The sequence below is a fragment of the Streptomyces sp. NPDC048671 genome (assembly GCF_055587045.1).
The window spans coordinates 377106-403015 of the sequence record NZ_JBVJHB010000005.1 but is presented as its reverse complement, the minus strand read 5'-3'; the positions used below and the strand labels follow the sequence as shown (position 1 = coordinate 403015).

23 protein-coding genes are annotated in these 25910 nt (G+C 73.2%); 12 read left to right on the top strand and 11 right to left on the bottom strand.

What is annotated here, in order from left to right:
* Positions 1-24 precede the first annotated feature (24 nt).
* On the top strand, positions 25-555 hold the full coding sequence (locus tag ACZ6S6_RS12910; RefSeq protein WP_362959998.1) for a hypothetical protein: 531 nt from the start codon (positions 25-27) through the stop codon (positions 553-555).
* A 73-nt stretch (positions 556-628) separates the two neighbouring features.
* On the opposite strand, the gene ACZ6S6_RS12905 is transcribed toward ACZ6S6_RS12910, so the two are convergent.
* Together ACZ6S6_RS12905 and ACZ6S6_RS12900 are read right to left on the bottom strand one after the other, a co-directional pair.
* The gene (locus tag ACZ6S6_RS12905; protein ID WP_362959995.1) at positions 629-934 is read right to left on the bottom strand and encodes a hypothetical protein; all 306 of its coding nucleotides are present in this window, start codon (positions 932-934) and stop codon (positions 629-631) included.
* Positions 931-1083, bottom strand: coding sequence for a hypothetical protein (locus ACZ6S6_RS12900; protein WP_362959993.1), 153 nt, complete (start codon positions 1081-1083; stop codon positions 931-933). The genes ACZ6S6_RS12905 and ACZ6S6_RS12900 overlap by 4 nt, the downstream gene beginning before the upstream one ends.
* Before the next feature lie 181 nt (positions 1084-1264).
* Here ACZ6S6_RS12900 and ACZ6S6_RS12895 point away from each other — a divergent pair, with 181 nt between their 5' ends.
* On the top strand, positions 1265-2104 hold the full coding sequence (locus tag ACZ6S6_RS12895; protein WP_469705485.1) for a helix-turn-helix domain-containing protein: 840 nt from the start codon (positions 1265-1267) through the stop codon (positions 2102-2104).
* Positions 2076-2300, top strand: a complete 225-nt coding sequence (locus ACZ6S6_RS12890; RefSeq protein ID WP_469705483.1) for a DUF397 domain-containing protein — start codon at positions 2076-2078, stop codon at positions 2298-2300. The genes ACZ6S6_RS12895 and ACZ6S6_RS12890 overlap by 29 nt, the downstream gene beginning before the upstream one ends.
* A 57-nt stretch (positions 2301-2357) precedes the next feature.
* Here the strand turns inward: ACZ6S6_RS12890 and ACZ6S6_RS12885 are convergent, their stop codons facing one another.
* The 3 genes from ACZ6S6_RS12885 to ACZ6S6_RS12875 are packed head-to-tail and all read right to left on the bottom strand — an operon-like array spanning position 2358 to position 4705.
* Positions 2358-3116, bottom strand: coding sequence for an HNH endonuclease family protein (locus ACZ6S6_RS12885; protein WP_469705481.1), 759 nt, complete (start codon positions 3114-3116; stop codon positions 2358-2360).
* Complete coding sequence (locus ACZ6S6_RS12880; protein WP_469705479.1) at positions 3113-4507, bottom strand: AAA family ATPase; 1395 nt, start codon at positions 4505-4507, stop codon at positions 3113-3115. The genes ACZ6S6_RS12885 and ACZ6S6_RS12880 overlap by 4 nt, the downstream gene beginning before the upstream one ends.
* Before the next feature lie 33 nt (positions 4508-4540).
* Positions 4541-4705 carry a hypothetical protein gene (locus ACZ6S6_RS12875; RefSeq protein WP_469705477.1) on the bottom strand — a complete coding sequence of 55 codons (165 nt, stop codon included), beginning with the start codon at positions 4703-4705 and terminating at the stop codon, positions 4541-4543.
* Positions 4706-5078: 373 nt separating this feature from the next.
* Between ACZ6S6_RS12875 and ACZ6S6_RS12870 the strand changes: the two genes are divergently transcribed.
* Entirely contained in the window at positions 5079-5879 is an 801-nt protein-coding gene (locus ACZ6S6_RS12870; RefSeq protein WP_469705474.1) for a hypothetical protein, read from the top strand.
* 72 nt (positions 5880-5951) lie between these two features.
* On the opposite strand, the gene ACZ6S6_RS12865 is transcribed toward ACZ6S6_RS12870, so the two are convergent.
* Genes ACZ6S6_RS12865 through ACZ6S6_RS12855 form a run of 3 tightly spaced genes read right to left on the bottom strand, consistent with a single transcriptional unit; the run spans position 5952 to position 9149 of the window.
* Entirely contained in the window at positions 5952-6794 is an 843-nt protein-coding gene (locus ACZ6S6_RS12865) for a sugar phosphate isomerase/epimerase family protein (RefSeq protein ID WP_362959975.1), read from the bottom strand.
* Positions 6791-7939 carry a dihydrodipicolinate synthase family protein gene (locus ACZ6S6_RS12860; protein ID WP_469705472.1) on the bottom strand — a complete coding sequence of 383 codons (1149 nt, stop codon included), beginning with the start codon at positions 7937-7939 and terminating at the stop codon, positions 6791-6793. Before ACZ6S6_RS12860 ends, ACZ6S6_RS12865 begins: the two co-directional genes overlap by 4 nt.
* Before the next feature lie 58 nt (positions 7940-7997).
* Positions 7998-9149 carry a Gfo/Idh/MocA family protein gene (locus ACZ6S6_RS12855; protein WP_362959969.1) on the bottom strand — a complete coding sequence of 384 codons (1152 nt, stop codon included), beginning with the start codon at positions 9147-9149 and terminating at the stop codon, positions 7998-8000.
* 129 nt (positions 9150-9278) lie between these two features.
* Between ACZ6S6_RS12855 and ACZ6S6_RS12850 the strand changes: the two genes are divergently transcribed.
* The 5 genes from ACZ6S6_RS12850 (at position 9279) to ACZ6S6_RS12830 (ending at position 19061) form a co-directional block, all read left to right on the top strand.
* Positions 9279-10385: a LacI family DNA-binding transcriptional regulator gene (locus ACZ6S6_RS12850; protein ID WP_362959966.1), complete on the top strand. Its 1107-nt coding sequence runs from the start codon at positions 9279-9281 to the stop codon at positions 10383-10385.
* A 109-nt stretch (positions 10386-10494) separates the two neighbouring features.
* The gene (locus ACZ6S6_RS12845) at positions 10495-13590 is read left to right on the top strand and encodes a type 2 lanthipeptide synthetase LanM family protein (RefSeq protein WP_469705468.1); all 3096 of its coding nucleotides are present in this window, start codon (positions 10495-10497) and stop codon (positions 13588-13590) included.
* Between the two features lie 149 nt (positions 13591-13739).
* Entirely contained in the window at positions 13740-13934 is a 195-nt protein-coding gene (locus ACZ6S6_RS12840; RefSeq protein ID WP_362959962.1) for a hypothetical protein, read from the top strand.
* A gap of 70 nt (positions 13935-14004) precedes the next feature.
* The gene (locus ACZ6S6_RS12835) at positions 14005-16923 is read left to right on the top strand and encodes a helix-turn-helix transcriptional regulator (protein WP_469705466.1); all 2919 of its coding nucleotides are present in this window, start codon (positions 14005-14007) and stop codon (positions 16921-16923) included.
* 221 nt (positions 16924-17144) lie between these two features.
* Positions 17145-19061, top strand: a complete 1917-nt coding sequence (locus ACZ6S6_RS12830) for an AfsR/SARP family transcriptional regulator (RefSeq protein WP_469705463.1) — start codon at positions 17145-17147, stop codon at positions 19059-19061.
* A gap of 145 nt (positions 19062-19206) precedes the next feature.
* On the opposite strand, the gene lanKC is transcribed toward ACZ6S6_RS12830, so the two are convergent.
* The 3 genes from lanKC to ACZ6S6_RS12815 form a co-directional block, all read right to left on the bottom strand.
* Complete coding sequence (gene lanKC / locus ACZ6S6_RS12825) at positions 19207-21771, bottom strand: class III lanthionine synthetase LanKC (RefSeq protein WP_469705461.1); 2565 nt, start codon at positions 21769-21771, stop codon at positions 19207-19209.
* 24 nt (positions 21772-21795) lie between these two features.
* The gene (locus ACZ6S6_RS12820) at positions 21796-23061 is read right to left on the bottom strand and encodes an MFS transporter (protein WP_469705459.1); all 1266 of its coding nucleotides are present in this window, start codon (positions 23059-23061) and stop codon (positions 21796-21798) included.
* A 161-nt stretch (positions 23062-23222) separates the two neighbouring features.
* Positions 23223-23381: a hypothetical protein gene (locus ACZ6S6_RS12815; RefSeq protein WP_362959948.1), complete on the bottom strand. Its 159-nt coding sequence runs from the start codon at positions 23379-23381 to the stop codon at positions 23223-23225.
* A 351-nt stretch (positions 23382-23732) separates the two neighbouring features.
* On the opposite strand from ACZ6S6_RS12815, the gene ACZ6S6_RS12810 reads away from it, so the two are divergent.
* Genes ACZ6S6_RS12810 through ACZ6S6_RS12800 form a run of 3 tightly spaced genes read left to right on the top strand, consistent with a single transcriptional unit; the run spans position 23733 to position 25815 of the window.
* Positions 23733-24839 (top strand): radical SAM protein, encoded by a 1107-nt coding sequence (locus ACZ6S6_RS12810; protein ID WP_469705456.1) that lies wholly within the window; start codon positions 23733-23735, stop codon positions 24837-24839.
* Positions 24840-24898: 59 nt separating this feature from the next.
* Positions 24899-25618 carry an iron-containing redox enzyme family protein gene (locus tag ACZ6S6_RS12805; RefSeq protein WP_469705627.1) on the top strand — a complete coding sequence of 240 codons (720 nt, stop codon included), beginning with the start codon at positions 24899-24901 and terminating at the stop codon, positions 25616-25618.
* Positions 25615-25815: an aroma-sacti cluster domain-containing protein gene (locus ACZ6S6_RS12800; RefSeq protein WP_362959942.1), complete on the top strand. Its 201-nt coding sequence runs from the start codon at positions 25615-25617 to the stop codon at positions 25813-25815. Before ACZ6S6_RS12805 ends, ACZ6S6_RS12800 begins: the two co-directional genes overlap by 4 nt.
* The last annotated feature ends 95 nt before the right edge of the window (positions 25816-25910 follow it).

Below are 25910 nucleotides of genomic sequence, written 5' to 3'. Positions count from 1 at the left end.
CCGAACTGCCGAAAGGTACCGCCAATGCTCCGCCTCCGTGCTGTGACCCTGCCCCTCATAGCCCTGATCACCGCTTCGGTGACCATGACCGGCTGCTCCTCGAACGACGATTCCGGGAAGAGCGGAGCGGACAACAGCGCAGGAAGTACCGCCGCCGGCACCCCGGCCGGTGATGCCGTGAAGGATTCGGGCAAGGGCACCGCCCATCTCACGTACAGCGGTGGCGACACCGGTGAGTTCACCATCAAGAGCGTGGCGTGTGCCGTGGTGAAGGGGAAGATCACCGCCATCACCGCTCCGGATGTCAGCGACACGAAGGCCTCCACGACACCGGCGTTCACCGCCGTCGTCACCGACGGAGAGGCGTTGGCCACGCTCGTCACGCCGGGCAAGAAGAGCTACGTCCACACCGCCGCGTCCGGGATCACCAGCCAGAAGACCAACGGCGCGTGGGTCGCCACCGTGGCCGGGGTGAAGCTGGGTCCGACCGACGTGGAAGGTGACTCGATCACCGTCGACGGCACCATCACCTGCGGGAGCGTGGCCGGTTCGTAACGGCCGCCCCCGCGCGGCGAATCGGGGTCCGGTCGCTCGACCGGACCCCACTCAGTTCCTGTCCGGATCGGCCTCAGCCGCAACCCAGCCGCGCACCCCGGCTCTCCGCGACGCGCTTGACCTCCCGCAACGACTCGGTCAACCGGCTCGCGAGGAAGTGGATCTCCGTGCCGGTGGCCTTCCGGTCCGTCAGGAGGCTATCGGCGTGGCCGAGCAGGTCGTCCGCCATGTCGAGCTGGATGCTCTCGATGTCGTCCGCCATGCGTGACACGTACCCGTTGCCCTCCCCGAGGACGTAGCACGGCTTGCCCTCCGCCCCGGTCCACGGCAGCAGCCTGATGGTGTCGGGTCCGTGTTCCTCACGTCGCTTGCCGTTCATGCGGCGACCTCGACTCCGTGCACGGCGAGCCGGAGGGTGCGGGGGTACGCGTGCGGGGCGGCGTCCCGCTCCTGCGGATGCCGCTGCCCGGAACGGGTGTTCGGGAACCGCAGCAGCGGCTCGAAGAGTCGGGCGATAGCGTGCTTCACGTCAGCCTGCTTTCTCAGGGTGGCCACGCCCCCGGGCCGTTCACATCGGTCGCGGGGGTCTGTCGCGGCGCGGATTCGCTGCTTTCTGTAGCGAACTCATCACAGAGTGGGGTCAGGTGTCGCTACGCTTCCAGGGGGTCGGGGATGACAGCGCGTCCGTCAAGACGGGGAGTTGGACCACGTGGGAACGAAGCGAAGGCCGCGTACGCCGAGGGAAAAGTACGGCGAGGAGCTGAAGCTGCGGCGCATCGCGGCGGGGCTGACGCAGGAGGCCCTGGGCGAGATCGTGGTCTGCTCGCCCACGCTGATCAGCCACTGGGAGGCGGGGCGGCGGCTACCGAAGCCGGATGACGCTCGGCGCATTGATGCCGCCCTTGGCACCGACGGCTTCTTCGCCCGGTGGCTGGAGGACTTGGATACGAAGTTCGCCCAGTTCTTCGCTCCGGTGGCCGAGTTGGAATGTGAAGCCACGGAGGTGCGCCTGTATGGCCTGTCCCTCATCCCCGGCCTTCTCCAGACCAACGCATACGCTCGTGCCGTGTTCCAGGCGTACCGCCCCAACTACCGGGCGGATGAGCTAGACAAATTCATTGTCAACCGCATGGAGCGCGGCCGGGTGCTCAGGGAGTCAACGACCCCGATCGCCTGGGTGCTTCTCGACGAGGCATCGCTGCGACGGCGCATCGGAGGCCCGCAGGTCATGGCGGAGCAGCTGCGTAAGGTCGCGGACATGGCGGAATCCGGGCGCCTGCGTCTGCACGTGCTGCCTTTCGCGGCAGGAGCGCACGCGCTTCTGGAGAGTGCGCTCTACCTGCTGGACTTCGCGGACGCCGCTCCACTTGCGTACGTCGAGGGCCTTCGCACAGGGAATCTGATGGACGATCCGACATTGGTGGCCGCCTGTCAGGCGTCCTACACTCTCGCCCTGAGCGAGGCGGCCTCCCAACGGAATTCGGTGGACCTCGTCAGGGCCATCGCAGAGGAGCACGAACATGCACAGCATCAACCACACCGTCGCTGATGCAAGAGCGCTGACCGGTTGGGTCAAGTCCAGCTACAGCGGGGGGTCCAACGGCGACTGCCTTGAAGTCGCCACCGGCCACACCGCCGTCCCGGTCCGCGACAGCAAGGCCCTCTCCGGCCCCGCCGTGGTCTTCTCCCCCGCCGGCTGGTCGTCGTTCGTCGAGGCGATCAAGGACGGGCGGCTCAGCGCCTGAGCAACACCACTCCCCGGCGAACTCGTGCTCAACACATTCGGGTTCGCCGGGGTGCTGTCACGCGCGGGCCAGAAACGCCTTCCGCAGGTCCTGGTCCCGGAGGAGCCCGAGGGTCTCCTCCTCGCCGTCGAAGAGCAGCTCTGCGGCCGGGTGGCCGGACTGGTGGAACATCCCGGCCAGGACGTCCGCGAGCGGGCGGTCCCAGGCCACCCGGACAACCTCCGCCGCCTTGCTGTGCTGCCCCCGGTCCGTGGCAATGCGCCACAGCTCGATCGACTGTTTGGCGGTCCCGTAGGCCGTTCGTCGCCCGTTGACGAGGACACCGCGTGAGTTGAGTCCGAATACGTCAATGCACGCCTCGCCTTGTGGCGTCAGCCCCTTGTACGTGCACAGCGGCAGGACCAGCCGCAGGTGTTTCAGTGGATCCTGGAGCGTGGGGTCGACAAGGAGCGGGCTGCAGTCCTCCTCGGATCGGGGAAAGGTGTTCCGCTTCTGGTTGCTGTTGCAGTATGCACAGGCCAGCAAGTGGTTGAGCCACTCGAAAGTACGCACCGGGGCGAGGCTCTTCGGCTCGAAGTGGTCGATGTCCGTGCCCTGGCTGTCACCGCAGTACATGCAGCGCTGGTGTCCTGGCGCCATGTCGGCGAGGGAGGCCAGCAGGCCGTCGCGTACGCGCCTGCGGACCGTGGTGTGGGCCCACAGGCGGGCTGCCCTGACCTTGCGGGCGTCTTCGGCGGTCCGCTCGATCTGCTGGGTGTACGCCTTGAGGCCTGCCGCTGTGTCCGCCGGCAGATCGGTGCGTGCCAGCCGGATCACTCCGTCTCGCCGTCCTCTCCGTCCCCGATCTCTCCGGCGATGCGGTGGAGTTGGGCGGACATCTCCTGGACACGCGCCGCCGGGGAGCTGCTGAGCAGGTGCTTGAGCTCCTGGAATCGCTCGATCGTGTCCGGTGACGTGTCCCCGTCGTACACCTTGGACTCCAGCGCGACGAACTCGGCACGGGCGTGCTCGGCGCGCTCGGAGTACGGGGTGTCGAGGCCGAAGAGGTCGGACAGGACCGCGTCGTCACCGCTGCCGTAGACGACCCGCTCGTACAGGTCCTCCGATACGACATCGGGCGCGGCGTCCTCGTCCACACCCGGCAGGCGGATCAGGCCTCCGGGATCGGCCGCCTGGCAGATGTACGGGCTGTGGGTCGTGACGATGAACTGGATGTTCGGAAAGTGTGTGGTCAGCCAGGGGCCGATGCGGCGCTGCCAGGTGACGTGGAGGTGCGCGTCAATCTCGTCGATGATCACTACGCCGGGAACCTGGAGGGGGCCGGGCCCGCCTCCCGTTCCGCCGAACGCCTCGTCGCCGAAAGCGTCATGGATCTGCTTCAGCAGGTCGACAACAAGCGCGGCCACGGTACGGAACCCGTCGCTCATCTCGCGCAAGGGGTAGCGGTCCCCGTCGCGTGCAACCCACAACCCCTCGGAGTCGACATCCTCGACGTGATAGCCGTCGGGAAGGAGCTCGTCGCCCAGAACGGAGAGCGCCGCCGCCTTCAGCTCTGCTGCGCCCTCCCGGCCTTCGAGCGCGCGTAGATGCTGCTCGATAAGCCAGGCGACTCCTTCGGCCAATGAGGCATCCTCGTGGAACAGGCTCGCCTGGCGGGCCACCGGGCCGGAGGCCAGCATCAGACGCTGCACCTCGCCCGAGCCCCCGGCCATACGCCGGAACGGCCCGTACGCGGCACAGAACCAGCCCACCGGGTTGTCGGCCCACGGACCGCGCTGGGCAGGGCTGGCACTCTTCGCTCTGGGGCTGTACCTGACTTCTCCCAGCGCCGGCTGGACAATCCTCCGTCCTCCGACACCGTCGCCGGGGGATGTCCATCGCATACCCGTCCAGAAGTCGTTCTGGGTCCGCCCTGAGGCAGTGAATCTGTCGAAGGCCGCGTCCCTGACGATTTCTGCCTCAGCGGTGCCCGAGTCCGCCCCTCGCGTGACCCAGTTGTCGAAGCTCTGGACCAGGCCCCGCGCCGCCGCCGGTCCGCTCAGGCTCAGGGCCAGCGCCCGAAGCAGTGTCGTCTTTCCCGCTCCGTTCCGTCCTGCGAGGACCGTCCAGCCGGCGTGAGAACCGTCCGGGCGGGTGAGTGTCAGGTCGACGACGCGCGGGCCGCTGAACGACCTGATGTTCTCGACGTGCACGCGGGAGACGTACATGGGTGGTGATTCCGTCCGATGTAGGGGGCGGGTCTATTCCGGTTCCGCGTCGGCCGGGACCTCGCCGCCCAGGGCCTCGGCGATCGCCGCGCACTCGCTGCGAACGCCATTCTCCAGCCGCCACAGCTGCTCGTACGTGAACTCGACGCCCGCCTGGCGCTGCCGCAGCAGCCGGCCCTCGAAGCGCTCCGCGACCACCGTACGGTACGGGCGCAGCTCACTGTCGGACCGCCCGCAGGAAGATCACGCGTTGCAGGGCACGGACGTCCGTGCCCGTGGCGATCATGTCGACCGTGACGGCGACCCGCGTCCGGGGGGAGCTCCGGAGGTCGTTGATCAGATCGTCGGCGCCGAACGGGGCCCGGCCGCAAGGCCGGGCCCCTCTCGCTTTCCCCCTCCGCCGGGTCTTCCGTTTCCCCCCGGAATCCCCCCGGAAGCAACCCGACACCGCATACGACAGAGGAGGGCATCGAAGGGTTGCACGCCTTTGTCCTTCCTTTACCCGGCGGCCCGTTCTCGTCTGCCGGACCGACCCGCCAGGAGGCCGGAACGCTCCGCTACCATCCCGCCCATGGGTAGATCGAAGCACGTCATATCGGCGCTCACGACCACCGCGTTCGGGGCCCTGCTTCTCACGGGATGCTCGTCCGACGACGCGGACGCGGAGGCCAGGGAGCCGGCGGCGTCGTCCCCCGCCGAGTCCGCCTCCTCTCCTGCGGCGGAGGCGAGTTCGACCTCCGGGTACACCACTCCGGCCGCGTGCGCGGACGTGCCGCTGGAGTCGGACGCGACGATTCCCGGCAAGGATCTGGCGGCCTGTGTGACCGCCGCGATGGAGGCCTACGGCACCGGCACCGAGCACGTGACCTCCGGCGACCAGGAGAGCACCACACGGTTCCGGTTCGGGGACGATCCGGCGATGGCGGGGGACGTTGCCGGGGAGGCCGCGGAGAGCTCGTTCGTCTTCCTCGGCGACGAGGAGTGGGTCAAGAGCGACGGGAAGTGGGTCAAGGGCGACCCGGCCGGAGACACCCAGGAGACATTGGTCGCCTCGGTCGGAAAGGCCTACCGGGCGCTCGCGGATCCGCAGGTCACCGCAGACATCATCGCCTCGTCCCCGGTCTGGAAGGTCGACACCGAGAAGGCGCTGATCTCTCTGGAGAACGGCAAGGACACCCACGCGTGGCGCATCACCAGCGCGAAGCCGTTCGACTGGCACGGCGCGGAGATGAGCGAGTACATCGTCTGGCTTGAGGACGACGCCACCCCGGTGGGGGCACAGGGCACGTCCACCATGGGCGGGGCGCCCAGCACCACGGTCCAGCACTTCTACGACCTCGGGAAGCCCGTCACCATCGAACCGCCCGCGTAGCACGGGCCCCGGTCACGACCCGCCGGACCCGCCCCGGGGCCCGGCCCGCACGACCGGGCCCCGGACGCGGGTTCAGCAGGCGTGTTCCAGGTAGCGGGCGGCGACCTCGGCCAGTACCTCGGAGCCGTCGCGCGCCCACAGTTCCTCGTTGAAGATCTCCACCTCGATCGGGCCGTCGAAGCCGGTGGCCTCGACCGCCGTACGGAAGGCGCGGAAGTCCACGCATCCGTCGCCGAGCTGGCCCCGGCCGACCAGGACGCCCGCCGGGAGCGGGGTGATCCAGTCGGCGAGCTGGAAGGAGTGGATGCGGCCGCCCGCGCCCGCGCGGGCGATCTGGGCGGGTGCCTGGTCGTCCCACCAGAGGTGGTAGGTGTCGACGACGACCCCGACCCGGTCGGCCGGGAAGCGCTCCGCGATGTCCAGGGCCTGGGACAGGGTGGAGACGACGCAGCGGTCCGAGGCGAACATCGGGTGCAGTGGCTCGATGGCGAGGCGTACGCCGCGCTCGGCCGCGTACGGGGCCAGCTCGCCCAGGGCGTCCGCGATGCGTTCGCGGGCGCCGTACAGGTCCTTGCTCCCGGCCGGGAGGCCGCCCGAGACCAGGACCAGGGTGTCCGTGGACAGGCCCGCCGCCTCGTCGAGCGCCGCGCGGTTGTCGTCCAGGGCGCGGGCCCGTCCGGCCGGGTCGAGGGCGGTGAGGAAGCCGCCCCGGCAGAGGCTGGTGACGGACAGGCCCGAGTCGGAGAGGAGTCGGGCGGTCCGCTCGACGCCGTACTCCTGGACGGGGGCCCGCCACAGGCCGACCTGGCCGATGCCCGCCTTCACGCAGCCCTCGGCGAGCTCGGGCAGCGACCACTGCTTGATGGTCTCCTGGTTGAGGGAGAGCCGGGAGAGGTTGGCAGGGGTGTCGGTCATCGAGAGCCTCCTTGCACGGCGAGCAGGGCGCGCATCCGGGATTCGGCCAGCTCCGGGTCGGGGAACAGGCCCAGGCGGTCGGCCAGTTCGTAGGCCTTCGCCAGGTGCGGCAGCGAGCGGGCCGACTGGAGGCCGCCCACCATCGTGAAGTGGTCCTGGTGGCCGGCCAGCCAGGCGAGGAACACCACGCCCGTCTTGTAGTAGCGGGTCGGCGCCTGGAAGAGGTGGCGGGACAACTCGACCGTGGGGTCGAGGAGTTCGCGGAAGCCCTTGGTGTCGCCCGTGTCCAGGACCCGGACCGCGTGCGCGGCCAGCGGGCCGAGCGGGTCGAAGATGCCCAGCAGCGCGTGGCTGAAGCCGCGATCGTCGCCCGCGATCAGCTCGGGGTAGTTGAAGTCGTCGCCCGTGTAGCAGCGCACCCCGCTGGGGAGGCGGCGCCGGACGTCGATCTCGCGCTCCGCGTCGAGGAGGGAGATCTTGATGCCGTCGATCTTGTCCGGGTGTTCCGCGATGACGTGGAGGAAGGTGTCGGTGGCCGCGTCGAGGTCGGCGGAGCCCCAGTAGCCGTCCAGCGCCGGGTCGAACATCGGGCCGAGCCAGTGCAGTACGACCGGCTCGGTGGCCTGGCGCAGCAGATGGGCGTACGTCTCCAGGTAGTCCTGCGGCCCGTTGGCCGCGGCGGCGAGCGCGCGGGAGGCCATCAGGATGGCCTGGGCGCCGCTCCCCTCGACGAGGGCGAGCTGCTCCTCGTACGCGGCCCTGACCTCGGCCAGCGAGGCGGGGCCGGGCGGGAGCTGGTCGGTGCCGACGCCGCAGGCGATGGCACCGCCGACGGACTTGGCCTCGGCGGCGGAGCGACGGATCAGCTCGGCGGCGCCCGCCCAGTCCAGGCCCATGCCGCGCTGGGCGGTGTCCATGGCCTCGGCGACACCGAGGCCGTGCGACCAGAGGTGGCGGCGGAAGGCGAGGGTGGCGTCCCAGTCGACGGCGGCCGGGGAGTCGGGGCTGATGTCCGCGTACGGGTCGGCGACGACATGGGCGGCGGAGAAGACCGTACGGGAGGCCAGGGCCGCCCCGCCGGGGGCGAGGTCGAGCGGGGTGGCTCGGGGCTCGTACGGCCCCTGCGGGAGGTGGATGGTGGTCACGGTGTCTGCTCCCATGCGACGGCGACGGCGACGGGGGCGACGGGGGTGGGGCGCGGCGTCACAGGGTCAGCTCCGGGACGTCGAAGCGGCGGCCCTCGGCGGAGGACTTGAGGCCGAGCTCGGCGAGCTGGACGCCGCGGGCGCCGGCCATCAGGTCCCAGGCGTAGGGCTCGTCGAGGACGATGTGGCGCAGGAACAGCTCCCACTGGGCCTTGAAGCCGTTGTCGAAGACCGCGTTGTCGGGGACTTCCTGCCACTGGTCGCGGAAGGACTCGGTGACCGGGAGGTCGGGGTTCCAGACCGGCTTGGGGGTGGCCGAGCGGTGCTGGACGCGGCAGTTGCGCAGGCCCGCCACGGCGGAGCCGTGGGTGCCGTCGACCTGGAACTCGACGAGTTCGTCGCGGTTGACGCGGACCGTCCAGGAGGAGTTGATCTGCGCGACGGCGCCGCTCTCCAGCTGGAAGATGCCGTACGCGGAGTCGTCGGCGGTCGCGGCGTACGGCTTGCCGTGCTCGTCCCAGCGCTGCGGGATGTGCGTCTGGACGTGCGCCTGGACGGTGCTGACCCGGCCGAACAGCTCGTGGAGCACGTACTCCCAGTGCGGGAACATGTCGACGACGATGCCGCCGCCGTCCTCCGAGCGGTAGTTCCAGGAGGGGCGCTGGGCCTCCTGCCAGTCGCCCTCGAAGACCCAGTAGCCGAACTCGCCGCGCACGGAGAGGATCTCGCCGAAGAAGCCGCCGTCGATGAGGCGCTTCAGCTTCAGCAGGCCCGGCAGGAAGATCTTGTCCTGGACGACGCCGTGCTTGATCCCGGCGTCCCGGGCGAGCCGGGCCAGCTCCAGGGCGCCCTCGACGTCGGTGGCGGTGGGCTTCTCGGTGTAGATGTGCTTGCCCGCCGCGATGGCCTTCTTGATCGCGTCGACGCGCGCCGAGGTGACCTGGGCGTCGAAGTAGATGTCGATGCTCTCGTCGGCGAGGACCGCGTCGAGGTCGGTCGACCACTCGGTCAGGCCGTGCTGCTCGGCCAGCGCCTCCAGCGCGTGGGCCCGGCGGCCGACGAGGACCGGCTCGGGCCAGAGCACGTCGCCGTTGCCGAGGTCGAGGCCGCCCTGCTCCCGGATCGCGAGAACCGAGCGCACCAGGTGCTGCCGGTATCCCATGCGACCCGTGACGCCGTTCATGGCGATGCGCACTGTCCTGCGTGTCACGAAAGTTCCTCCATACAGCCGTAGCAAGCGCTTTCTATCCGGGATGACGCTAGCCTGCCGACAGCGGCCTGGACAAGAGGGGGCACGCTGATTGGCTCCGCTCCCCTCATCACTCCTCGGAGGAATGCGATGACAGTCACCCTGGCGGACGTGGCGGCTCGCGCCCGGGTGTCCCCGGCCACCGTCTCCCGAGTGCTGAACGGCAACTACCCGGTGGCCGCGTCCACTCGGGAGCGGGTCCTGCGTGCGGTGGACGACCTGGACTACGTACTCAACGGGCCCGCCAGCTCGCTCGCGGCCGCCACCTCCGACCTGATCGGCATCCTGGTCAACGACATCGCCGACCCGTTCTTCGGGATCATGGCGGGCGCGGCCCAGACGGAGATCGGCGGTCCGGGCGACGGTTCGGGCCGGGCGGGCGGCGAGAAGCTCGCCGTCGTCTGCAACACCGGCGGCTCCCCGGCCCGCGAACTCACCTATCTCACCCTGCTCCAGCGCCAGCGCGCCGCCGCCGTCGTCCTCACCGGCGGCGCGGTGGAGGACCCGGCGCACCGGGCGGCGATGTCCGCGAAGCTGGCGAAGCTCGCGGACGCGGGAACCAGGGTGGTGCTGTGCGGGCGGCCCCCGCTGCCGGACAGCGAATCGGTCCTGGCCGCGCTCGCCTTCGACAACCGGGGCGGCGGCCGGCGCCTGACCGAGCACCTGATCTCGCTGGGCCACCGCAGGATCGGCTACGCCGCGGGACCCGAGGAGCGGACCACGACCCGCCACCGGCTGGAGGGCCACCGCGACGCGATGAGGGCGGCGGGACTGTACGGGGGCGGTACGGGCACGCGGGAGCGGCCCGCGCACGCCGGTGACGAGGAGCGGCTCACCGTGCACGGCTCCTACGACCGCAGTTCCGGCTACGACGCCACCGTCGAACTCCTGCGCCGCGAACCGGAGATCACGGCGGTCGTCGCCGCCAACGACACGGTGGCCCTGGGCGCGGCCGCGGCGATCCGCGACCGCGGACTGCGCATCCCCGAGGACATCTCGGTTGCGGGCTTCGACGATCTGCCGTTCTCGGTGGACGTGGTCCCGGCGCTGACGACCGTACGGCTGCCGCTCTTCGAGGCGGGGGCGCGGGCGGGCCGGCTGGCGATGGGCAAGGAGATCCCGCCGCCGGGCGGCATCGCGACGATCCCGGCGGAGCTGATGGTGCGGGGGTCGACGGCGGTACCGCGGGTGGGGTGAGCGCCAGGGGCAGGAAGATGGGGGCGCTGCCCCCATGTCCGCCGGGCGCCCCGCCGGGAGTATGGGTCGCGGCGGACCGGTGGTGCCGGCGCCGGACCGAGGAGGTGCGATGGCGGAGAACGATCCGGGCGGCCGCGAACGGGTGCGCGTCGCTTCCCCGGCAGGCCCGGCCACCGCACGTACGACGGCCCCGCATCCGGCCGCGGCCCTTCCGGGCGCCACACCTTCCGCCCCCGGCCCCGCCCCGGCCGACGGCCCCTGGTGGCGTCCGGCGCTGGCCTTCGAACCGTCGCCCGCCGGTACCCCGGACTGGGTGGAGTTCATCGAGGACGTGATCTCCACCGCCCCAGAGAAGGCGGACATCGAGAAGGCGGACGCCGAGAAGGCGGACGTCGGGGGCGGGGACATCCGCGACGGAGACATCCGCGACGGGGAGGCCGGGGACCGGGACGGGCGTCCGGGGCTGCGCGGGTTCGCACGCGTCCTCGCCCCGCTCACCGCCCGCGCGGCGGTGCGGATGCTGGACGTCCTGCCCGAGCGGCTTGGCCGCTGCGCCGACCTGGACACCGTACGGAACGACTTCGAGCGGCACCTGGCCCGGCGGCTCGCCCGGCTCGCCGCCCGCACCCTGGTCCTGGAACTGCACCTGGCTCGGCGCTCCGGGCGGCTCGCCGGGGAGGACTCCGAGGGCCGGTTCACGGACTTCCTGCGGCAGACCGGCGCCCGGCCGGGGCTGGCCGCACTCCTCACCGGCTACCCCGTGCTGGCCCGGATCCTGGCGCGGACCGCGCTCGACGCCGCCGCGGCGCTGGCCGAGATGCTCGTCCGGTTCGCGGCGGACCGGCCGGCGCTGCCGAGGGGCCACGCCGCTTCGGCAGCGGCGGCGGACGATGACCGGGGCCCCCGGCTGGTGGGCGTGGAGCCCGGCGCCGGAGACAGCCACCGGGGCGGGCGGACCGTGATGCTGCTCCGCTTCGACGACGGCTCGCGGCTGGTCTACAAGCCGCGGCCGCTCGCCGCCCACCGGCACTTCAACGAGCTCGTCAACTGGTTCAACGCACTGCCCGGCACCCCCGGACTCCGTTCGCTCGCCCTGCTGGACCGGGGGTCCTACGGCTGGGTGGAGTTCGCCTCGGAACGGCCCTGCCGCTCGGCCGGCCAGGTCGAGTCCTTCTACCGGCGCCAGGGCGCCCTGCTGGCCCTGCTGCACGCGCTGGACGGAACCGACCTGCACCACGAGAACCTGATCGCAGACGGGGAGCACCCGGTGCTCGTCGATGTCGAGACGCTGTTCCACCCGCCGCTGCCCGCCTCGGCCTCGGACGATCCGGCGGCCCGCGCCCTGCACGACTCGGTGCACCGGGTGGGTCTGCTGCCGCAGTTGCTCGTCGGGGAGGAGACGGCGCTCGACATGTCCGGGATCGGCGGCGGGCAGGCCGCCGCCTCACCGGTGCGCAGTGCCGACTGGGCGGACGCGGGGACCGACCGGATGCGGCTGGTGCGCCGGACGGCGCAGTTCGGCGAGTCCGCGAACCGGCCCCGGCTGGCCGGGGCACCCGCCGACCCGTCCGCCTACGTCGGCCCGCTGTGCGAGGGGTTCAGCGCCGGGTACACCGCGGTCAAGGAGGCCCGCGCCGAACTCCTGCGTCCCGGCGGGCTGCTGGAGCGGTTCGCGCACGACGAGGTGCGGGTGGTGGCCCGGCCCACCTGGGTCTACACCTCGCTCCTGGACGAGTCCACGCACCCGGACCTGATGAAGGACGCCGCCGCGCGGCACGAGGTGCTGGCGCTGCTGGGCACCGATGTCATGGGCGCCGCCGCGCTGCCCGGCCTGCTGGACGAGGAACTCGCCCAGCTGTGGTCGGGGGACGTGCCCCTGTTCACGGCCCTGCCCGAGCGCACCGACCTGTGGAGCGGGGGCGGCCGGCTGCTGTCCGGACCGCTCGCCCGGACCGGACTGTCCCTGGTCCGGGAGAAGCTGGCGGGCCTGGACACGGTGGACCGCCAGGACCAGGAACGGATCATCTGCGCCGCGATGGTGACCACCTCGCGCGAGCCCGCCCACACGTGCGGATCAGGGCCGCGCCGGGTCCGTACGGCCGCTACCGCGCCGGAGCCGGAACAACTGCTCGCGGCGGCCAGGTCGGTCGGTGACGAACTGGTGTCGCAGGCGTACTCCGGACCCACCCGGCTGAACTGGATCGGCCTGGAGCTGCTCGGGGAGCGCTACTGGCGGCTGGGGCCGATGGCCGCCGACCTGGCGAGCGGCTACACCGGTACGGCGCAGTTCCTGGCCCAGCTCGCCTCGCTCACCGGGGCCGACCGCTACGCCACCGCCGCCCGGGACGCGCTGGCGCCCCTGGCCGGACTGCTGGAGGTGCTGCACTCACGCCCGGACGACCTGGGGCCCGTGGGCTCCGGCGCGTTCGCCGGGCTCGGCGGGATCGCCTACGCGCTGATCCAGGTCGCGGAGACGCTCGACGACCGCCGTCTGCGCGAACTGGTGGTTCCGGCCCTGCGGTTGACGGGTGCGGCGGCCGTCGCGGAGAGCGAGCACGGGGTGCGCGGGGGCACGGCCGGCGGGCTGGTCAGCCTGCTCGCCGGGTACCGGGCCACCGGACGGGCCGACGTGTGGCGGCGGGCGGAGCACTGCGCCGGGCTGCTGCGCGAGGCGCCGCTGCCGGACACCGCGGGATTCGCCGACGGGGCCGCCGGGATCGGCTGGGCCCTGCTGCGCTTCGCGGAGGCGGGCGGCGGCGAGCCGTACCGGGCTCCGGGGCTCGCGGCACTGCGGTCCGCGACCGGCGCCGTGGACGCCAGGGTCTCCTGGTGCCGGGGCCGGACGGGCGTGGCACTGGCCGTGCTGGACAGCGCGGCCGCCCGCGCCGATCCGCTGCTGTCCGCCTGGGCACGCGAGGCGGTGGCGGACATCGCGCGGGCCGAGCCGCCGCTCGACGACAGCCTGTGCCACGGGGAGCTCGGGGTCCTCGAACTCCTGGGCCTGGCAGAGCCGTTCGGCGCCCGCACCCGGTGGGTGGAGCGCGCGGGGGCCCTGCTCGCGGCGGCCGACCGGGCCGGTCCGCGCTGCGGGACACCGGGCCTGGTCCCCCATCCGGGGCTGCTGACCGGACTCGCCGGGATCGGGCACGGGCTGCTGCGGGCCGGCTTCCCCGACCGGGTGCCGTCACTGCTGCTGCTCGCCTGACCGGCCGCGCCCCCTGATTCACACGCACCGAAGGCACCTCCCGGTTCTCACGCATCACGAACGCATCACGAACGCACCACGAACGCACCACTGACGCACCACCGCTCGGCACACCGCACCGGCACCTCCCACGAGAAGAGACAGAAACCATGCAGAGCAACGACGCTTCGGCCTTCCTGACCACCGAATTCACGGACGACTCCGCCACCGAGCACCCCGCCGGACAGATCGCGCTGGGCGCGGTCGGCGGACTCGGGCTGCGCAGCAGAATCCTCAGCGCCGCGGACGGGAACACCGGATACACGCTGGATCTGCCGTTCACCACGATGACCGCGCCGTTCTGAGCCAAGTCGGTTACCGCCCAAGCGATTTGGTGCACTACCCGGCGGGGTTCCGCTCAAGTAACCTGCGCCCATGCGTGCCACTTCGTCGGTGATGATCGGGCGAGCCGCCGAGACCGGTCTGCTGAGCAGCGCCCTGGACACCGCGTCGCGGCGTTCGGGGCGTGCGATCTTCTTCGTCGGGGACGCCGGCATCGGCAAGTCCCGGCTGGCCGGGGAGTGCGCGTACCGGGCGTACGAGCGGGACATGCCGGTGCTGCGCGGCAGAGCCACCTCGACCGGCCTCGTCGTACCGTTCCGGCCACTGGTCGAGGCGCTGTCCTCACGGTTCCGGGCGGCCGGCACACCCACCGACCCGGAGCTGGACCCGTACCGCCCGGCACTGGCCCGGCTGGTGCCCGAGTGGCGCCAGGGGCCGTCGCCCGGCTACCCGGAGACCGTCGTCGAACTGGCGGAGGCACTGCTGCGGCTGCTGTCGGTGCTCGGGCAGGAACACGGCTGCGTGATCCTGCTGGAGGACCTGCACGACTCCGACACCGAGACGATCGCGGTGGTGGAGTACGTCATCGACAACGTGGCGGACCTGCCGGTGCTGCTGCTGGGCACACTGCGGCCGGAACCCGGCGTCGCCCTGGACCTGGTGCGCTCCGCGGAGCGCAGGCAGGTCGCCACCGTGCGTGAGCTGGCACCGCTCAGCGACACGGAGGTGCGCGGGATGACCGCGTCGTGCCTGGAGGCCACGCCGGACGAGGTGCCGCAGGCCACCCACGAGCGGCTGGTCGACCGGGCGGGCGGCAATCCGTACCTGATCGAGATACTCCTGGCCGACCTGCTCGACTCCGGTCAGCTGCGGCGCACCGGCGACCGCTGGCAGGCGTACGGGAACCCGGACGCGGCGGTGCCCACCGGAGTCGTACGCAGCTGGTCACGGCGGCTGGACCGGTTCGACGAACCGGTACGCGAGTTACTCCTGTGCGCGGCCACGCTGGGCAGTCAGTTCTCGGTCAGCGTGCTGCAGACCGTCACCGGGTTCGACGACCGCACGCTCTTCAGCCACCTGCGCTCGGCCGTCGAGGCCAGCATCATCGCCCCCGACGGCGCCAACCCCGACCGGTACACCTTCCGGCACGCGCTGACCGCCGAGGCGCTGGTGGCCTCGCTGGCCCCGGCGGAACGGGCCGCGACCGCCCGCCGGGCGGCTGCCTCGCTGGCCGCGGTGAAGGACGAACTGGGTGACGAGCAGCTCCAGTTGATGGCGACCCTGCAACTGGCCGGGGGCGACGGTCACGGCGCCGCCCGGCAGTTCGCCGCGGTCGGCCGGCGGATGCTGACCGCGGGCGCCTCCGGCTCGGCCGTCATCCTGCTGGAACGGGCCCGCTCCCTGGCGCACGCGAGCGATCTGAGGGGCGTCACCGAGTCGCTCGCCGTCGCGCGGGCCGAGGCCGGCGAACTCGACACGGCCCTGGCGCTGACCGCGGAACTGCCCCCGGTGCCGCCCCGGTCCGAGGCCGCCGAACAGCGCGGCGAGACCCATGTCCGGATCGCCTGGGCGGCGGTGATGGCGGAGCGCGTGGACGAGGCGGCCGAGCAGATCCGGACCGCGCGGAGCCTGCTCGGTACGGCCGTCCGCCCGGAGCAGGAGGCCGCGCTCGATGTGGTGGACGGCCATCTGGCTCTGCTGCCCGGCCAGGTACCGCGCGTACAGCAGCGGTCCGCGCAGGACGCGGCACGACGGGCGGCCGCCGTCGCGGAGGAGCACCACCTCCCCGTGGTCGCCTGCCAGGCCTGGCAGTTACTGGCCCTGCTGTCACGGGAGCGCGGCTTCGACGAGGCGGACGCCTGTCTGGAGCGGATGCTCGCCGTGTCCGAGCAGCACGACCTGCCCGTGTGGCGGGTGGAGGCGCTGGTCCGGCTCGGGGCCAACACGTTCATGCGGACCGGTGACCCCGCCCGGCTGGAGACCGCCCGGACGGCCGCGCTCTCGCTGGGCGCGCTGGTGCCGACGCAGACCGTGGACGGGCTGCTCGCCATGAACGCGGTGATGCGCGGCGCCTGGGACGGGGCGCACGAGATCATCGAGCGGTCGGTGGCCGCCAGCGCACGGGTCCGCAATCTGGGGGCCCACCGGTATCTGCTGCTGGCCTCGGCGGCCCTGGCGGCGCACCGGGGGCGAAGACGGGAGCTCGACCGGGCGCTGGTCCGGTTCCGCCGGGCGGGCGGCGAGGAGTCCTTGCTCGTACCGCTGCAACTGGGCCTGTGCCGCGCCTTCGCGGCGCTGCTGGAGGAGGACCGCGGCCGTGCGCTGGCCGATCTGGACTGCTCGCTGGCCTGGGAGCGCGAGCACCCCAGTTTCTTCTATCTGAGCGGGCGCTACGGGCTGCGCCCGCTGCTGCGGGTCCTCGACGGGCAGGACGGCCGGGCGGAGCTCTCCGCCGCGCTGGAGAGCCCCGGCGCCGACCTGGCCTGGAACCAGTTGTTCCTGCGGCTGGCCGATGCCGTCCTGCAAGGCCGGGAGGGCGATTCGGCGGCGGCCGCCCGGTCGGTCGGCTCCGCGTTCGCCGACGCCGCCGCCTTCCCGCTCGCCCGCCACCTGGGACTGCGGCTGACCGCGGGGGCGGCGCTCGCCGAGGGCTGGGGCGAGCCGGTGAACTGGCTGCGGGCGTCGGAGGAGTACTTCTACGGGGCGGGCATCCAGCCGGTCGCCGCCGCGTGCCGGGCAGCGCTGCGGCAGGCGGGGGCCAGCGTCGGACAGCACCGGGGTGGCTGGGACCGTATCCCGGCCCCGCTGCGGACGAACGGGGTGACGCCGCGCGAGTACGAGGTCTTCGTCCTGCTGCCGGAGCGGCCCGGCAACCAGCAGATCGCCCGGCGGCTCTCCATCTCGCCGCGCACCGTCGAGAAGCACATGGCGAGTCTGCTCAGCAAGACGGGGCGTCAGGACCGGTCCGCGTTATGCGACTTCGCCGCCGAGTACGCGGTGGAGGCCGACTGACCGGCGACGGCCTCCCCCCGGCGGGCGGGATACGGGGCGGCGTACGAGGCGGAGTACGGGTCCTGCGTGCCCAACATGGGGGTGCGGGGCGGATTTGGTCGGGTCGTGGGACGGAACATGCGGGCCCGGCACCGATGCGGGGGCGCCGTCCCCGGCGGACGATCCAAGGGTGCGACCGGCAGACCGCCACCCCCGTCCCCCGGTTCTTCGGAGGCTCGCCCATGACCCGACCCCCCACTCGCACACCTTCGCCCGGTGCGCTGAGCCTCTCGCTGCTCGGCCCGCTCTCCGGATGGGCCGACGGGCGGCCGCTGCCACTCGGGCCGCGCAAACAGCGGCTGGTCCTGGCCATGCTGCTCAGCCGCCCCAACACACCGGTGCCGGTGGACGTCCTCACCGACGCGTTGTGGCCGGACGCGCCACCCAGGACCGCGCGCAAAAACCTCCAGGTGTACGTCAGTTCGGCCCGGACGCTGCTCGGTACCCGGTGTCCCGACGGGCCGGACGGCGGCCAGGAACGGCTGGTGCACTCCTGCGGCGGCTACCTGCTGCGGATCGGCCCGGCCGAGCTGGACACCCTGCGCTTCCGGTCCCTGGCGGCGGCGGGCCGGCGGGCCGCCGACGACGGTGATCCGCGCGCCGCCGCCGGTCTGCTGCGCAGGGCGCTGGACCTGTGCCAGGGCCCGCCGCTGCACGATCTGCGCGACTCGCCCGAGGTGGCCGCCGAGGCGGAGCGGCTGGAGGCCAGGTGTCTGACCGTGCACGAGGACTGGGCCGAGACGGAGATCTCGCTGGGCCGGGCGTCCGCCGTGGTGGACGGGCTGCGGGACCTCGCCGAACGGCATCCGCTGCGCGAGCGCGTCCGGGCCGCGTGGATGGACGCGCTGCACCGGACCGGCCGCCGGGCCGAGGCCCTGGCCGTGTACGACGACTACCGTCAGCTGCTGGCACGGGAGTTGGGGCTGGAGCCCGGGGCGGCCATCGTCGCCAGGCAGCGCGCGATGCTGACCGGCCGGGACGGCGCGGAACGCCCCCGCGCGGACGGGACCGCGCAACGGACACCCGCCCTGCGGGCGGTACTGCCCGCTGCCCTCCCCGACTTCACCGGCCGCGGCGAACAGCTGCGGGAGCTGCTCGACGTCCTGGGCGGGGCGGACGGCCGGGTGGTGGCGGTCACCGGGGCCGCCGGAACCGGGAAGACGGCCCTGGCGGTACAGGCGGCGCATCTGCTGGCGGACCGGTACCCGGACGGCCGCATCCACATCCGGGTCCGCGACGAACTGGGGGCGGTGCGCCCCGCCCCGGCGGTCGTCGGCGAGCTGGCCCGGCTGACCGGCGGCCCGCACGGGGCGGAGCTGATGGCGGACGCGGAGCACTGGCGGCACTGGCTGGCCGGGCACCGCTCGCTGGTCGTGCTCGACGACGTACCGGACGAGGCGGCGGTGCGGGCCCTGCTGCCGGGCACCGGCGGCAGTTCCTTCGTACTGACCGCGCGGAAACAGCTGGCGGGGCTGTCGCCCGTGCACCGGATCGCGCTGCCGCCGCTGGCCCCGGCCGAGGCGCTGGAGCTGCTGGGGCGGCTGATCGGCGCGGGGCGGGTGGGTCTGGACCGGGCCGCCGCCCTGCGGATCGCCGACGCCTGCGGGCTCCTTCCGCTGGCGGTACGGGTGAGCGGGATGCGGCTGGCGGTGCTGCGCCATCTGCCGCTGGCCGAGTACGCGGAACGGCTGGCCGATCCGGCCGGGGCGCTGGACGAACTGGTGGCCGGTGACATCTCGGTGCGCGCCCGGCTGATGTCGGGCTGGCAGGACCTCTCCGCGGGGAGCGGGCTGGCGCTGACCCGGCTGGCGTCCTCGGTCCGCGAGGGGCTGTTCACCCTGCCGGAGGCGACGGCGGCGCTCGGCTGCGACGAGCGGCAGGCGCTGCGGACGGTGGAGTCGCTGATCGACGCGGGGGCGGTGACCTCCCCCAGCGGTGAGGTCACCGCGCACTCCGTGCTGTACGAACTGCCCCGCCTGGTGGGCCTGTACGTCCGCGAACTGATGGCCCTCCCGGCGGCGGCCGTCGACGGGACGGGGGCTCACCGCACGGCGCTGCCGGCGGGCGTGGCGACGGTGATCGGCGCGACGGGCGCGTAACCGCCGTACCCGCCGTACCGGCGCACGTGAATGCGGCACTTCCGGGGGCCCGGAAGTGCCGCATTCACGTGGTGCCGCCGTGCCCGTAGGGCCTGTGCGGAGTTGTCACGGCGACGCCGCGTGACAACTCCGCACAGGCCCTGGGTCACCCCAGGGTCAGCACGTCCAGCAGGTCCGGCCGTTCTTCCGGTGCGGCCGACAGCGTGTGCAGGGCGAGCAGCACTCCCGCCGCCCCGGTCGCGAGATCGGCGGAGAAGCGGCGCAGCCGCGCCCCCGGCACCAGCAGCCGGTCCCCTTCGGCGACCAGGTGCCAGGAGAGGTTGCGCACGGAGTCCAGCACCTCGGGGTCCGGCCGGCCGCCGGACAGCTGGTGGGCGGTGGCGACCAGTCCGGACCGGCCGGTGAAGAGCCCCGGTTCCCGGATGAACTCCAGGACGCAGCCCTGCCGGACGCCGGGCAGCAGCGCGGCGAGCGCGGGGGCCTCCCGGTGGGCCAGATAGCGCTGGGCCACCAGGGCGACGCCGCCGCTGCCCTGGTCCAGGTAGAGCAGGTGGCGTTGGCCGTCCTTGACCTGCACGCTGCCGCCCTCCATGGTCACGCAGTGCTCGGCCTCGCGGGCGAGCGTCGTCCCGGCGGCGTCGAGCAGCCACTCCTCACCGGTGTGCGCGTGCAGTTCGAGCTGGAGCAGCGCGGCCCCGGCGAAGCCGCGCAGCAGTCCCGCCGAGGGCGGGGCGGGCGGGCCGCCGGTGGCCTCGCCCCGGACCAGCGCGTCGAGTTCCCAGGCGGTCCGCAGGGCCCGCTCCAGCAGTTCCCGGTCGGGCGGTCCGTCGCCGTCCGTGGCGAGGCGGAGGGCCGCCAGCGCCGTTCCCGCGGTGCCCGTGAGCAGGTCGGCCGATGCGGGGGCGGCTGCGCGGAGGGCCCGGTCGAGCAGTTCGCGGCCCTCCTCGCGGCGGCCGAGCCGGGCCAGTACCACTGCGACGCCGGGCAGTCCGTCGAACAGCCCGCCGGGGGCGTCCGGGTCGCGGCGCAGGGCGGTCCGGGCCAGCCAGTCGACGTACTCGGCGGGGACCGGGGCGCCGACGCGGTGCAGGGCGTACAGCACCCCGGCGGCGCCGTGCGCGGCGCAGATGCCGCCGGTGGCGAAGCCGGCCAGGTCGCCGGGGAAGAGCCGGTCGGTGCGGTCCGGGGTGGCGTCGGCGTGGATGCCGGCCAGGAGCCGTTCCCGGATGCCGGTCCAGTCGGGCTCCGGGCCCCGCAGCAGCAGGTCCACCGTCGGCTCGCCGCTGTCCGCCGGGAGCCCTTGGGAGAGGGCGGCCGGCCGGGGCGGTCCCGCGTCGGGGCCCAGCCGGTAGCGGGCGCGGGCCCAGCGTTCGGTGGTGAGGGCCTTGCCCCGGTCGTGCTCGGACACCTCCATCAGCGGCATCAGGATGTGCAGCCAGATCGCCCAGAGCGCGTAGTCGTCCGCCTCGGCTCCCCCGGTGCCGAGCGGCGCCTGGAGGCCGGGGGCGCCGGCCTGCGGGGTGTCCTCGTCGTCGAGGTCGGTGGCGTACTCGAAGTCGATCAGGGCCACCCGGCCGTCGGGGCGCAGGATGACGTTGGCGGGGTGGACGTCCGCGAACCGCAGCCCACGGGCGTGGATCCGGTCGAGGGCGCGGCCGAGGCCGGCCGTCACGGACTCGGCCCACCGGGAGTAGGCGTCGAGTTCGGCGGGGGTGCGTTCGCCGCGCACCAGCACGAAGCGGTCGACGATCTCGTCGAACAGGGTGGTGCCCTCGATGTACTCCTCGATCAGGAAGTGGTGTTCCCAGACCGTGCGGACGCCGTACACCTCGGGCACGCAGTCGAGTCCGGCGAGCCGGGTCAGGGCCCGGTGCTCCCGGTGCAGCCGGGTGACGGCGTCGTGCCCTGCGGGGTCGAGTCCACAGTGCGGCCGGGCCTCGCGCAGGACCACCCGCTGCCCGGTGGTGCGGTGCTCGGCGAGGTAGATGCCGCCCGCGTTGGAGAACTGGAGCGCCTTGGTGACGACGTAGGGGAAGCCGTCGTCGCGGGCGGCGGCGCGGGCGGCGAGATGGGGGCGCAGCTGTTCGGGGACGGTCACCCACTCCGGTATCCGGAAGACCACGCCCCTGGTGTCGGGGACGAGTTCGCCGGAGGGGTGGCGCATCGCGCGGACCCTGGTCCCTTCGGTGTCCTGGCACCAGAGTTCGACGAACGCGCCGTAGCGGACGTGGACGGGGGAGTTCCCGATCCGCAGATCGCTCAGGATGTACGGTCCGCTGCGCCCGTCCAGAGCCGGTGTCAGGGCGTCGAGCAGCCGCAGGAACGCGGGCTCGTCAGCGGGGTAGAGGGTGAGGAACTTCCCCGCGCCGGACCGGTTCATGTACTTGGCCGACATCAGCCGCAGGGCGCGCTCGCTGCGCAGGAACTTGAACGGCACCCCCTGCTCCAGGCAGATCCGGGCGGTGTCGGCGAGGGTGCGCTCGGCGTCCGCCGCCACGGTGGAGATGTGGATTTTCCAGCCCTGTTCGGGGAGTCCGGCGGAGTCGGGGTGGAGCGCGGTCCACAGCCCGCCCCTGCCGCGCCGCCAGCCCTCGGGCGGTTCGGCGCGGTCGAGCGGGTAGCGGGTGTCCTCGTCGGGCAGCCGGGCCGGGGTCTCGTAGTAGCGGCGGTCGGCGATGCAGTACAGCTGGGTCTCCTGGATGCCGGGCACGGCATACCTCCTGGGGGCTCGTGATCAGGGGCGGGGGCTGCCGGCCCCGGTACGGTCCGCGAGGGGCTCGTCGGCTGCGGGCTCGCCCGGTGGCGGGGCCGGCCGGGCGGACGGAGCGAACGTGACGACGGCGGCGGACACGGCGAGGACCCCGGCGATCGCCCCGAAGGCGGCGCGGCTGCCGAAGGCGGTCAGGAGCGCGCCGCCGGCCAGCGGCCCGAACGGCTGGACCAGCGAGGAGAGGAACCCGGCGGCGCTCTGTACCCGCCCGACCCGGTCGCCCGGGGTGACGGTCAGCAGGGTGGACAGGAAGCCGATGCTGGCGACCGTGGACAGGCACATGCAGGCGGCGCAGAGCAGCCCGGCGAACAGCGGGACCCGGATCCAGGCCAGCGCGAGGGCGGTGCCCACGCAGAACCAGCAGGTGGCGGCGGTGAGCGCCCAGGTCCGGCGTTCGGGGCGCAGCCGGGGGGCGAGGAGCGCGCCGGCGAGGGCCCCGACCGAGATGAAGGAGATGACGGTGCCGCCGCCGAGGCCGGACCTCCCGCCGCTGGAGAAGACGGTCAGCGCGGTGAAGGTCAGGGCGCCGAAGGCGAAGTTCATGCCGAGCCCGAAGACGAGGAGCACGGTCCGCAGATAGGGCAGCTTCCACAGGAAGGTGACACCGGCGGTCAGCTCGGCCCGGCTGAACACGGAACCGGCCCTGGCCTCCGCCCTGGAGCGGGTCCGTACCAGGGCCACGCAGCACGTGGACAGCAGCAGTCCGACCGCCTCGGCGAGGAACGGCAGCACGGGGTGCAGGCTGAACAGCCCGCCTCCGACGAGCGGCCCCACCAGCCGCGCGGTGGCCGTGCGGGCCTGGAGACGGGCGGTCGCGGTCCCCATCTCGTCGGCGGGTACGACGCTGCGCATCAGCCCGAAGACGGCGGGCCCGTAGAAGCTGCCGATGACGGCGCCCGCGCCCGCGACGAGCAGCACCAGGATCAGCGGGACATGTCCGGTCCACACGGCCACGACCAGGGCGCTGACGACGCAGAAGCTGCCCACGTCGCACAGGCGCATCAGCCTGCGGCGCTCCACCCGGTCGGCCATCACCCCGCCGGGCAGCATGGTGATCAGGACCGCGGCGACGGACACCGTGCCGATCGCTCCGGCCTGAACGGCCGATCCGGTCTCGCGCAGCACGAGCAGCGGCAGTGCCAGCGCGGTCATCTGGGTACCGAGGACGGCGAACAGTCCGCTCATCCAGAGCAGTCGGAAGTCCCGGTTGGTTCGAAGCGAGGTGGCCATCGTCGGCTCCCGGTCGGTGAGCGGGGACAGGGCCCGGACAGCGGCCCGGGAAATCGAGGCGGGGCGGTCCCCGTGGTCACGGAGCCGCCCCGTTTCGTCCGGCCGGGCGCCACGGGGAGGAGTCCCTCCCCGAGGCGGCGCCGCGGCCCGGTCGTCAGTCCTTACTGCTCCGACAGGATGAGGCTGACGGTGCTGACGCAGCTGCCGTCCAGCGAACGCTCCTGCACACCGGCGGTCTCCTGGAGGTCCAGCACCGAGTGCGCCTCGACCTCGGGGGTCTCGTTGTTGTCGTCGGCGGCGGGCTTCGTGTTCTCGGACATGGTGGTCTCCGTCCACTCGTCTGACTCGGTCATCTCCGGCCGGTCCGGGGGTGAGCCCGGTCCTTCCGGTTGCGGTCGGCGGGTGCCTTCCGCTGACCAGAAAGTTAGGAGTCCGGGCCTGGCAAACGGCTCGGCGCCGGTATGGCCCCGGTATCACGGCAGTTCAGCGGGGGGTGACACGGCCGCGCGGGCGGCCGCCGGGCCCGCCGGCGGGCCGCCGCGGACCGCCCGGCCTGCGGCCATACCGGTGGCGAACCGGTCGCGGACCGGTGCCGAACCGTGCGGACGGACGCTGTGTTCGCGCATCGCGGCCGCGCGCCGCACCCCACTACGCCCGGAGGAGACGGCCGAATGGAGCTCGCCGAACTCATCGGACTGCGGCCGGTTCCGGCCGCCGGAGTGCTGATCACTCTGACCCGGCGCTGCCCGCTGCGCTGCGCCCACTGTTCCACCGGCTCCGCGCCGGAGGTGCGCGAGGAGCCGGAGGCGGACGACCTCCAGCGGTTCGTCTCCTCGTTCACCGCGGACGACCGGCCCGAGGTGATGATGCTGACCGGTGGCGAACCCCTGCTGCGGCCGGGCCTGGTGGCCTCGCTCGCCCGCTGCGCGCGGGAGTCCGGCACCCGCACCGCGCTGCTCAGCGGAATGTTCTTCGCCCGCTCGGGCCCGCTGCCGCCCGCGATAAAGCGGGCGGTGGGCACGCTCGACCACTTCTCCGCCAGCCTCGACCTGCCGCACGAGCGGGAGGTGCCGCGCGCCGGGGTGTTCAGGGCCGTGCGGGAGATCCGCGAGCTGGGGGTGGCGGTCAGCTTCCACCTCACCGGGACCGGGCCCGACGACAGCTATCTCGCCGATGTCACCGCGGACATCCACCGGACGTTCGGCGGCACGGTGCCTGCCCTGGTCAACGAGGTGCGGCCGTTCGGCCGGGCCGCGTCCTGGGCCCGCCCCGCCCGTACCGCGCCGGACGGGGAGGGCGCGCTGCCGTGCGCCATGGCGGCCTGGCCGGTGGTCGCCTTCGACGGCACGGTCCTGGCCTGCTGCAACCAGGACACGGTGGACCGCCGCCCCGCCCCGGCCCATCTGCGGCTCGGCCATGTCGCCGAGGACGGCTGGGCCGCCGTGCGCGCGCGTACGGCCCGCTCGCCGCTGCTGCGGCTCGTGCGCACGGTGGGCCCGGCTCACCTGCGCGCGCGCTGGTCGCCGGGGACGCCCGCCGGCTCGTACTGCGGGGACTGCCGCGAGCTGAGCGACCGGCCGGAGGTGGTGGCGGCGGCCGACGCGGTGGCGGGCGGCGCCGCGGGCGCGCTGCTCGACCTGACGTCGGCCCGGCGCCAGCACGAGGACGGGCCGGTGGCCCTGGTACGGCGCCACGGCTGCGCCCCGTACGCGGACCTGGTGGCGACGCCGGACCAGGTGCGCGGCCCGCATCCGGAACCGGAAGGCACGGGACCGTGACCGCCGCCGGACAGACCCCGGGGCCGGCCGGGGGCGGCGCCGAGCCGCACGAGTGCGGGCTGCCGGCCTCCGAACGGCTGCGGGTCAAACTCGCCTTCGCCGAACCGGCGTTGCGCGCATCGGCAGCCGTGCTGTGGCGGGCCGAGGGGCTGCTGCCCCGCTACCGGGCGTACCTGTGCGCGATGCACACGGTGATCCGTGCCTCCGTACCGCTGATGGAACTGGCGGCGGAACGGGCCACGTTGATGGCGCGGCACGGCGATCCGCTGGGCGCGCCGCTGGCCGCGTACCTGCACGACCACATCCGGGAGGAGGCGGAACACGACTCCTGGCTGCTCGATGACCTGACCGCGGCCGGCAGCGGCCCGCGGGCCGCGCTGGACCCGGTGCCGTCTCCGCTCGTCGCCTCCCTGGCGGGCGCCCAGTACTACTGGATCGCGCACCACCACCCGGTGGCGCTGCTCGGCTACATCGCCGTCCTGGAGGGCCACGCCCCGGACTCCGGACTGGCCCCCCGGCTGGCCCGGCTGACCGGGCTGCCTGCCCCGGCCTTCCGCACCGTGCACGAACACGCGCGGCTCGACGACGGCCACGCCGGCGAACTGTACGCACTGCTCGACCGGTTGCCGCTCTCGCGGGGACACGAGGCGGCCGTCGCCGTCAGCGCCCTGCACACCACGGACGCGCTCACCCAGTTGTTCGTCCGGCTCGGGCGCACCGGACCGGCGCCGCCGGTGCGGGGAGCGGGGCGGTCCGTCCCGACAGGAGGCCAGGTATGAACGAACCACCGGACCGGCTCGCCGTGCTGTACGGCGCCGGGTTCGCCGTCGATCTGCTCACCGATGAACAGCGTCAGGTCCTCACCGAACTCGCACCCGAGGAACTGACGCTGCTGCTCGACATCAAGAGCCGGCTGGACGACGTCGGACCCGAGGTGCAGGCACACGGCGAGATCGCGGGCGGCGCCCTGTTCTGAGGGCCGTGCCCGCGAAGGCCCGCCCGTGGCCGCGCGGCGGGCCGGCTCCCCCGTGACCCGGCCCGCCGCTCCGGCCGGACCAAGCAGAGAGGAAT

Coding starts and splice junctions, on each gene's coding strand:
- ACZ6S6_RS12910 (WP_362959998.1), top strand. CDS start 25: ATGCTCCGCCTCCGTGCTGTGACCCTGCCCCTCATAGCCCTGATCACC.
- ACZ6S6_RS12905 (WP_362959995.1), bottom strand. CDS start 934: ATGAACGGCAAGCGACGTGAGGAACACGGACCCGACACCATCAGGCTG.
- ACZ6S6_RS12890 (WP_469705483.1), top strand. CDS start 2,076: ATGCACAGCATCAACCACACCGTCGCTGATGCAAGAGCGCTGACCGGT.
- ACZ6S6_RS12880 (WP_469705479.1), bottom strand. CDS start 4,507: ATGTACGTCTCCCGCGTGCACGTCGAGAACATCAGGTCGTTCAGCGGC.
- ACZ6S6_RS12870 (WP_469705474.1), top strand. CDS start 5,079: ATGGGTAGATCGAAGCACGTCATATCGGCGCTCACGACCACCGCGTTC.
- ACZ6S6_RS12865 (WP_362959975.1), bottom strand. CDS start 6,794: ATGACCGACACCCCTGCCAACCTCTCCCGGCTCTCCCTCAACCAGGAG.
- ACZ6S6_RS12850 (WP_362959966.1), top strand. CDS start 9,279: ATGACAGTCACCCTGGCGGACGTGGCGGCTCGCGCCCGGGTGTCCCCG.
- ACZ6S6_RS12845 (WP_469705468.1), top strand. CDS start 10,495: ATGGCGGAGAACGATCCGGGCGGCCGCGAACGGGTGCGCGTCGCTTCC.
- ACZ6S6_RS12840 (WP_362959962.1), top strand. CDS start 13,740: ATGCAGAGCAACGACGCTTCGGCCTTCCTGACCACCGAATTCACGGAC.
- ACZ6S6_RS12835 (WP_469705466.1), top strand. CDS start 14,005: ATGCGTGCCACTTCGTCGGTGATGATCGGGCGAGCCGCCGAGACCGGT.
- ACZ6S6_RS12830 (WP_469705463.1), top strand. CDS start 17,145: ATGACCCGACCCCCCACTCGCACACCTTCGCCCGGTGCGCTGAGCCTC.
- ACZ6S6_RS12820 (WP_469705459.1), bottom strand. CDS start 23,061: ATGGCCACCTCGCTTCGAACCAACCGGGACTTCCGACTGCTCTGGATG.
- ACZ6S6_RS12815 (WP_362959948.1), bottom strand. CDS start 23,381: ATGTCCGAGAACACGAAGCCCGCCGCCGACGACAACAACGAGACCCCC.
- ACZ6S6_RS12810 (WP_469705456.1), top strand. CDS start 23,733: ATGGAGCTCGCCGAACTCATCGGACTGCGGCCGGTTCCGGCCGCCGGA.
- ACZ6S6_RS12800 (WP_362959942.1), top strand. CDS start 25,615: ATGAACGAACCACCGGACCGGCTCGCCGTGCTGTACGGCGCCGGGTTC.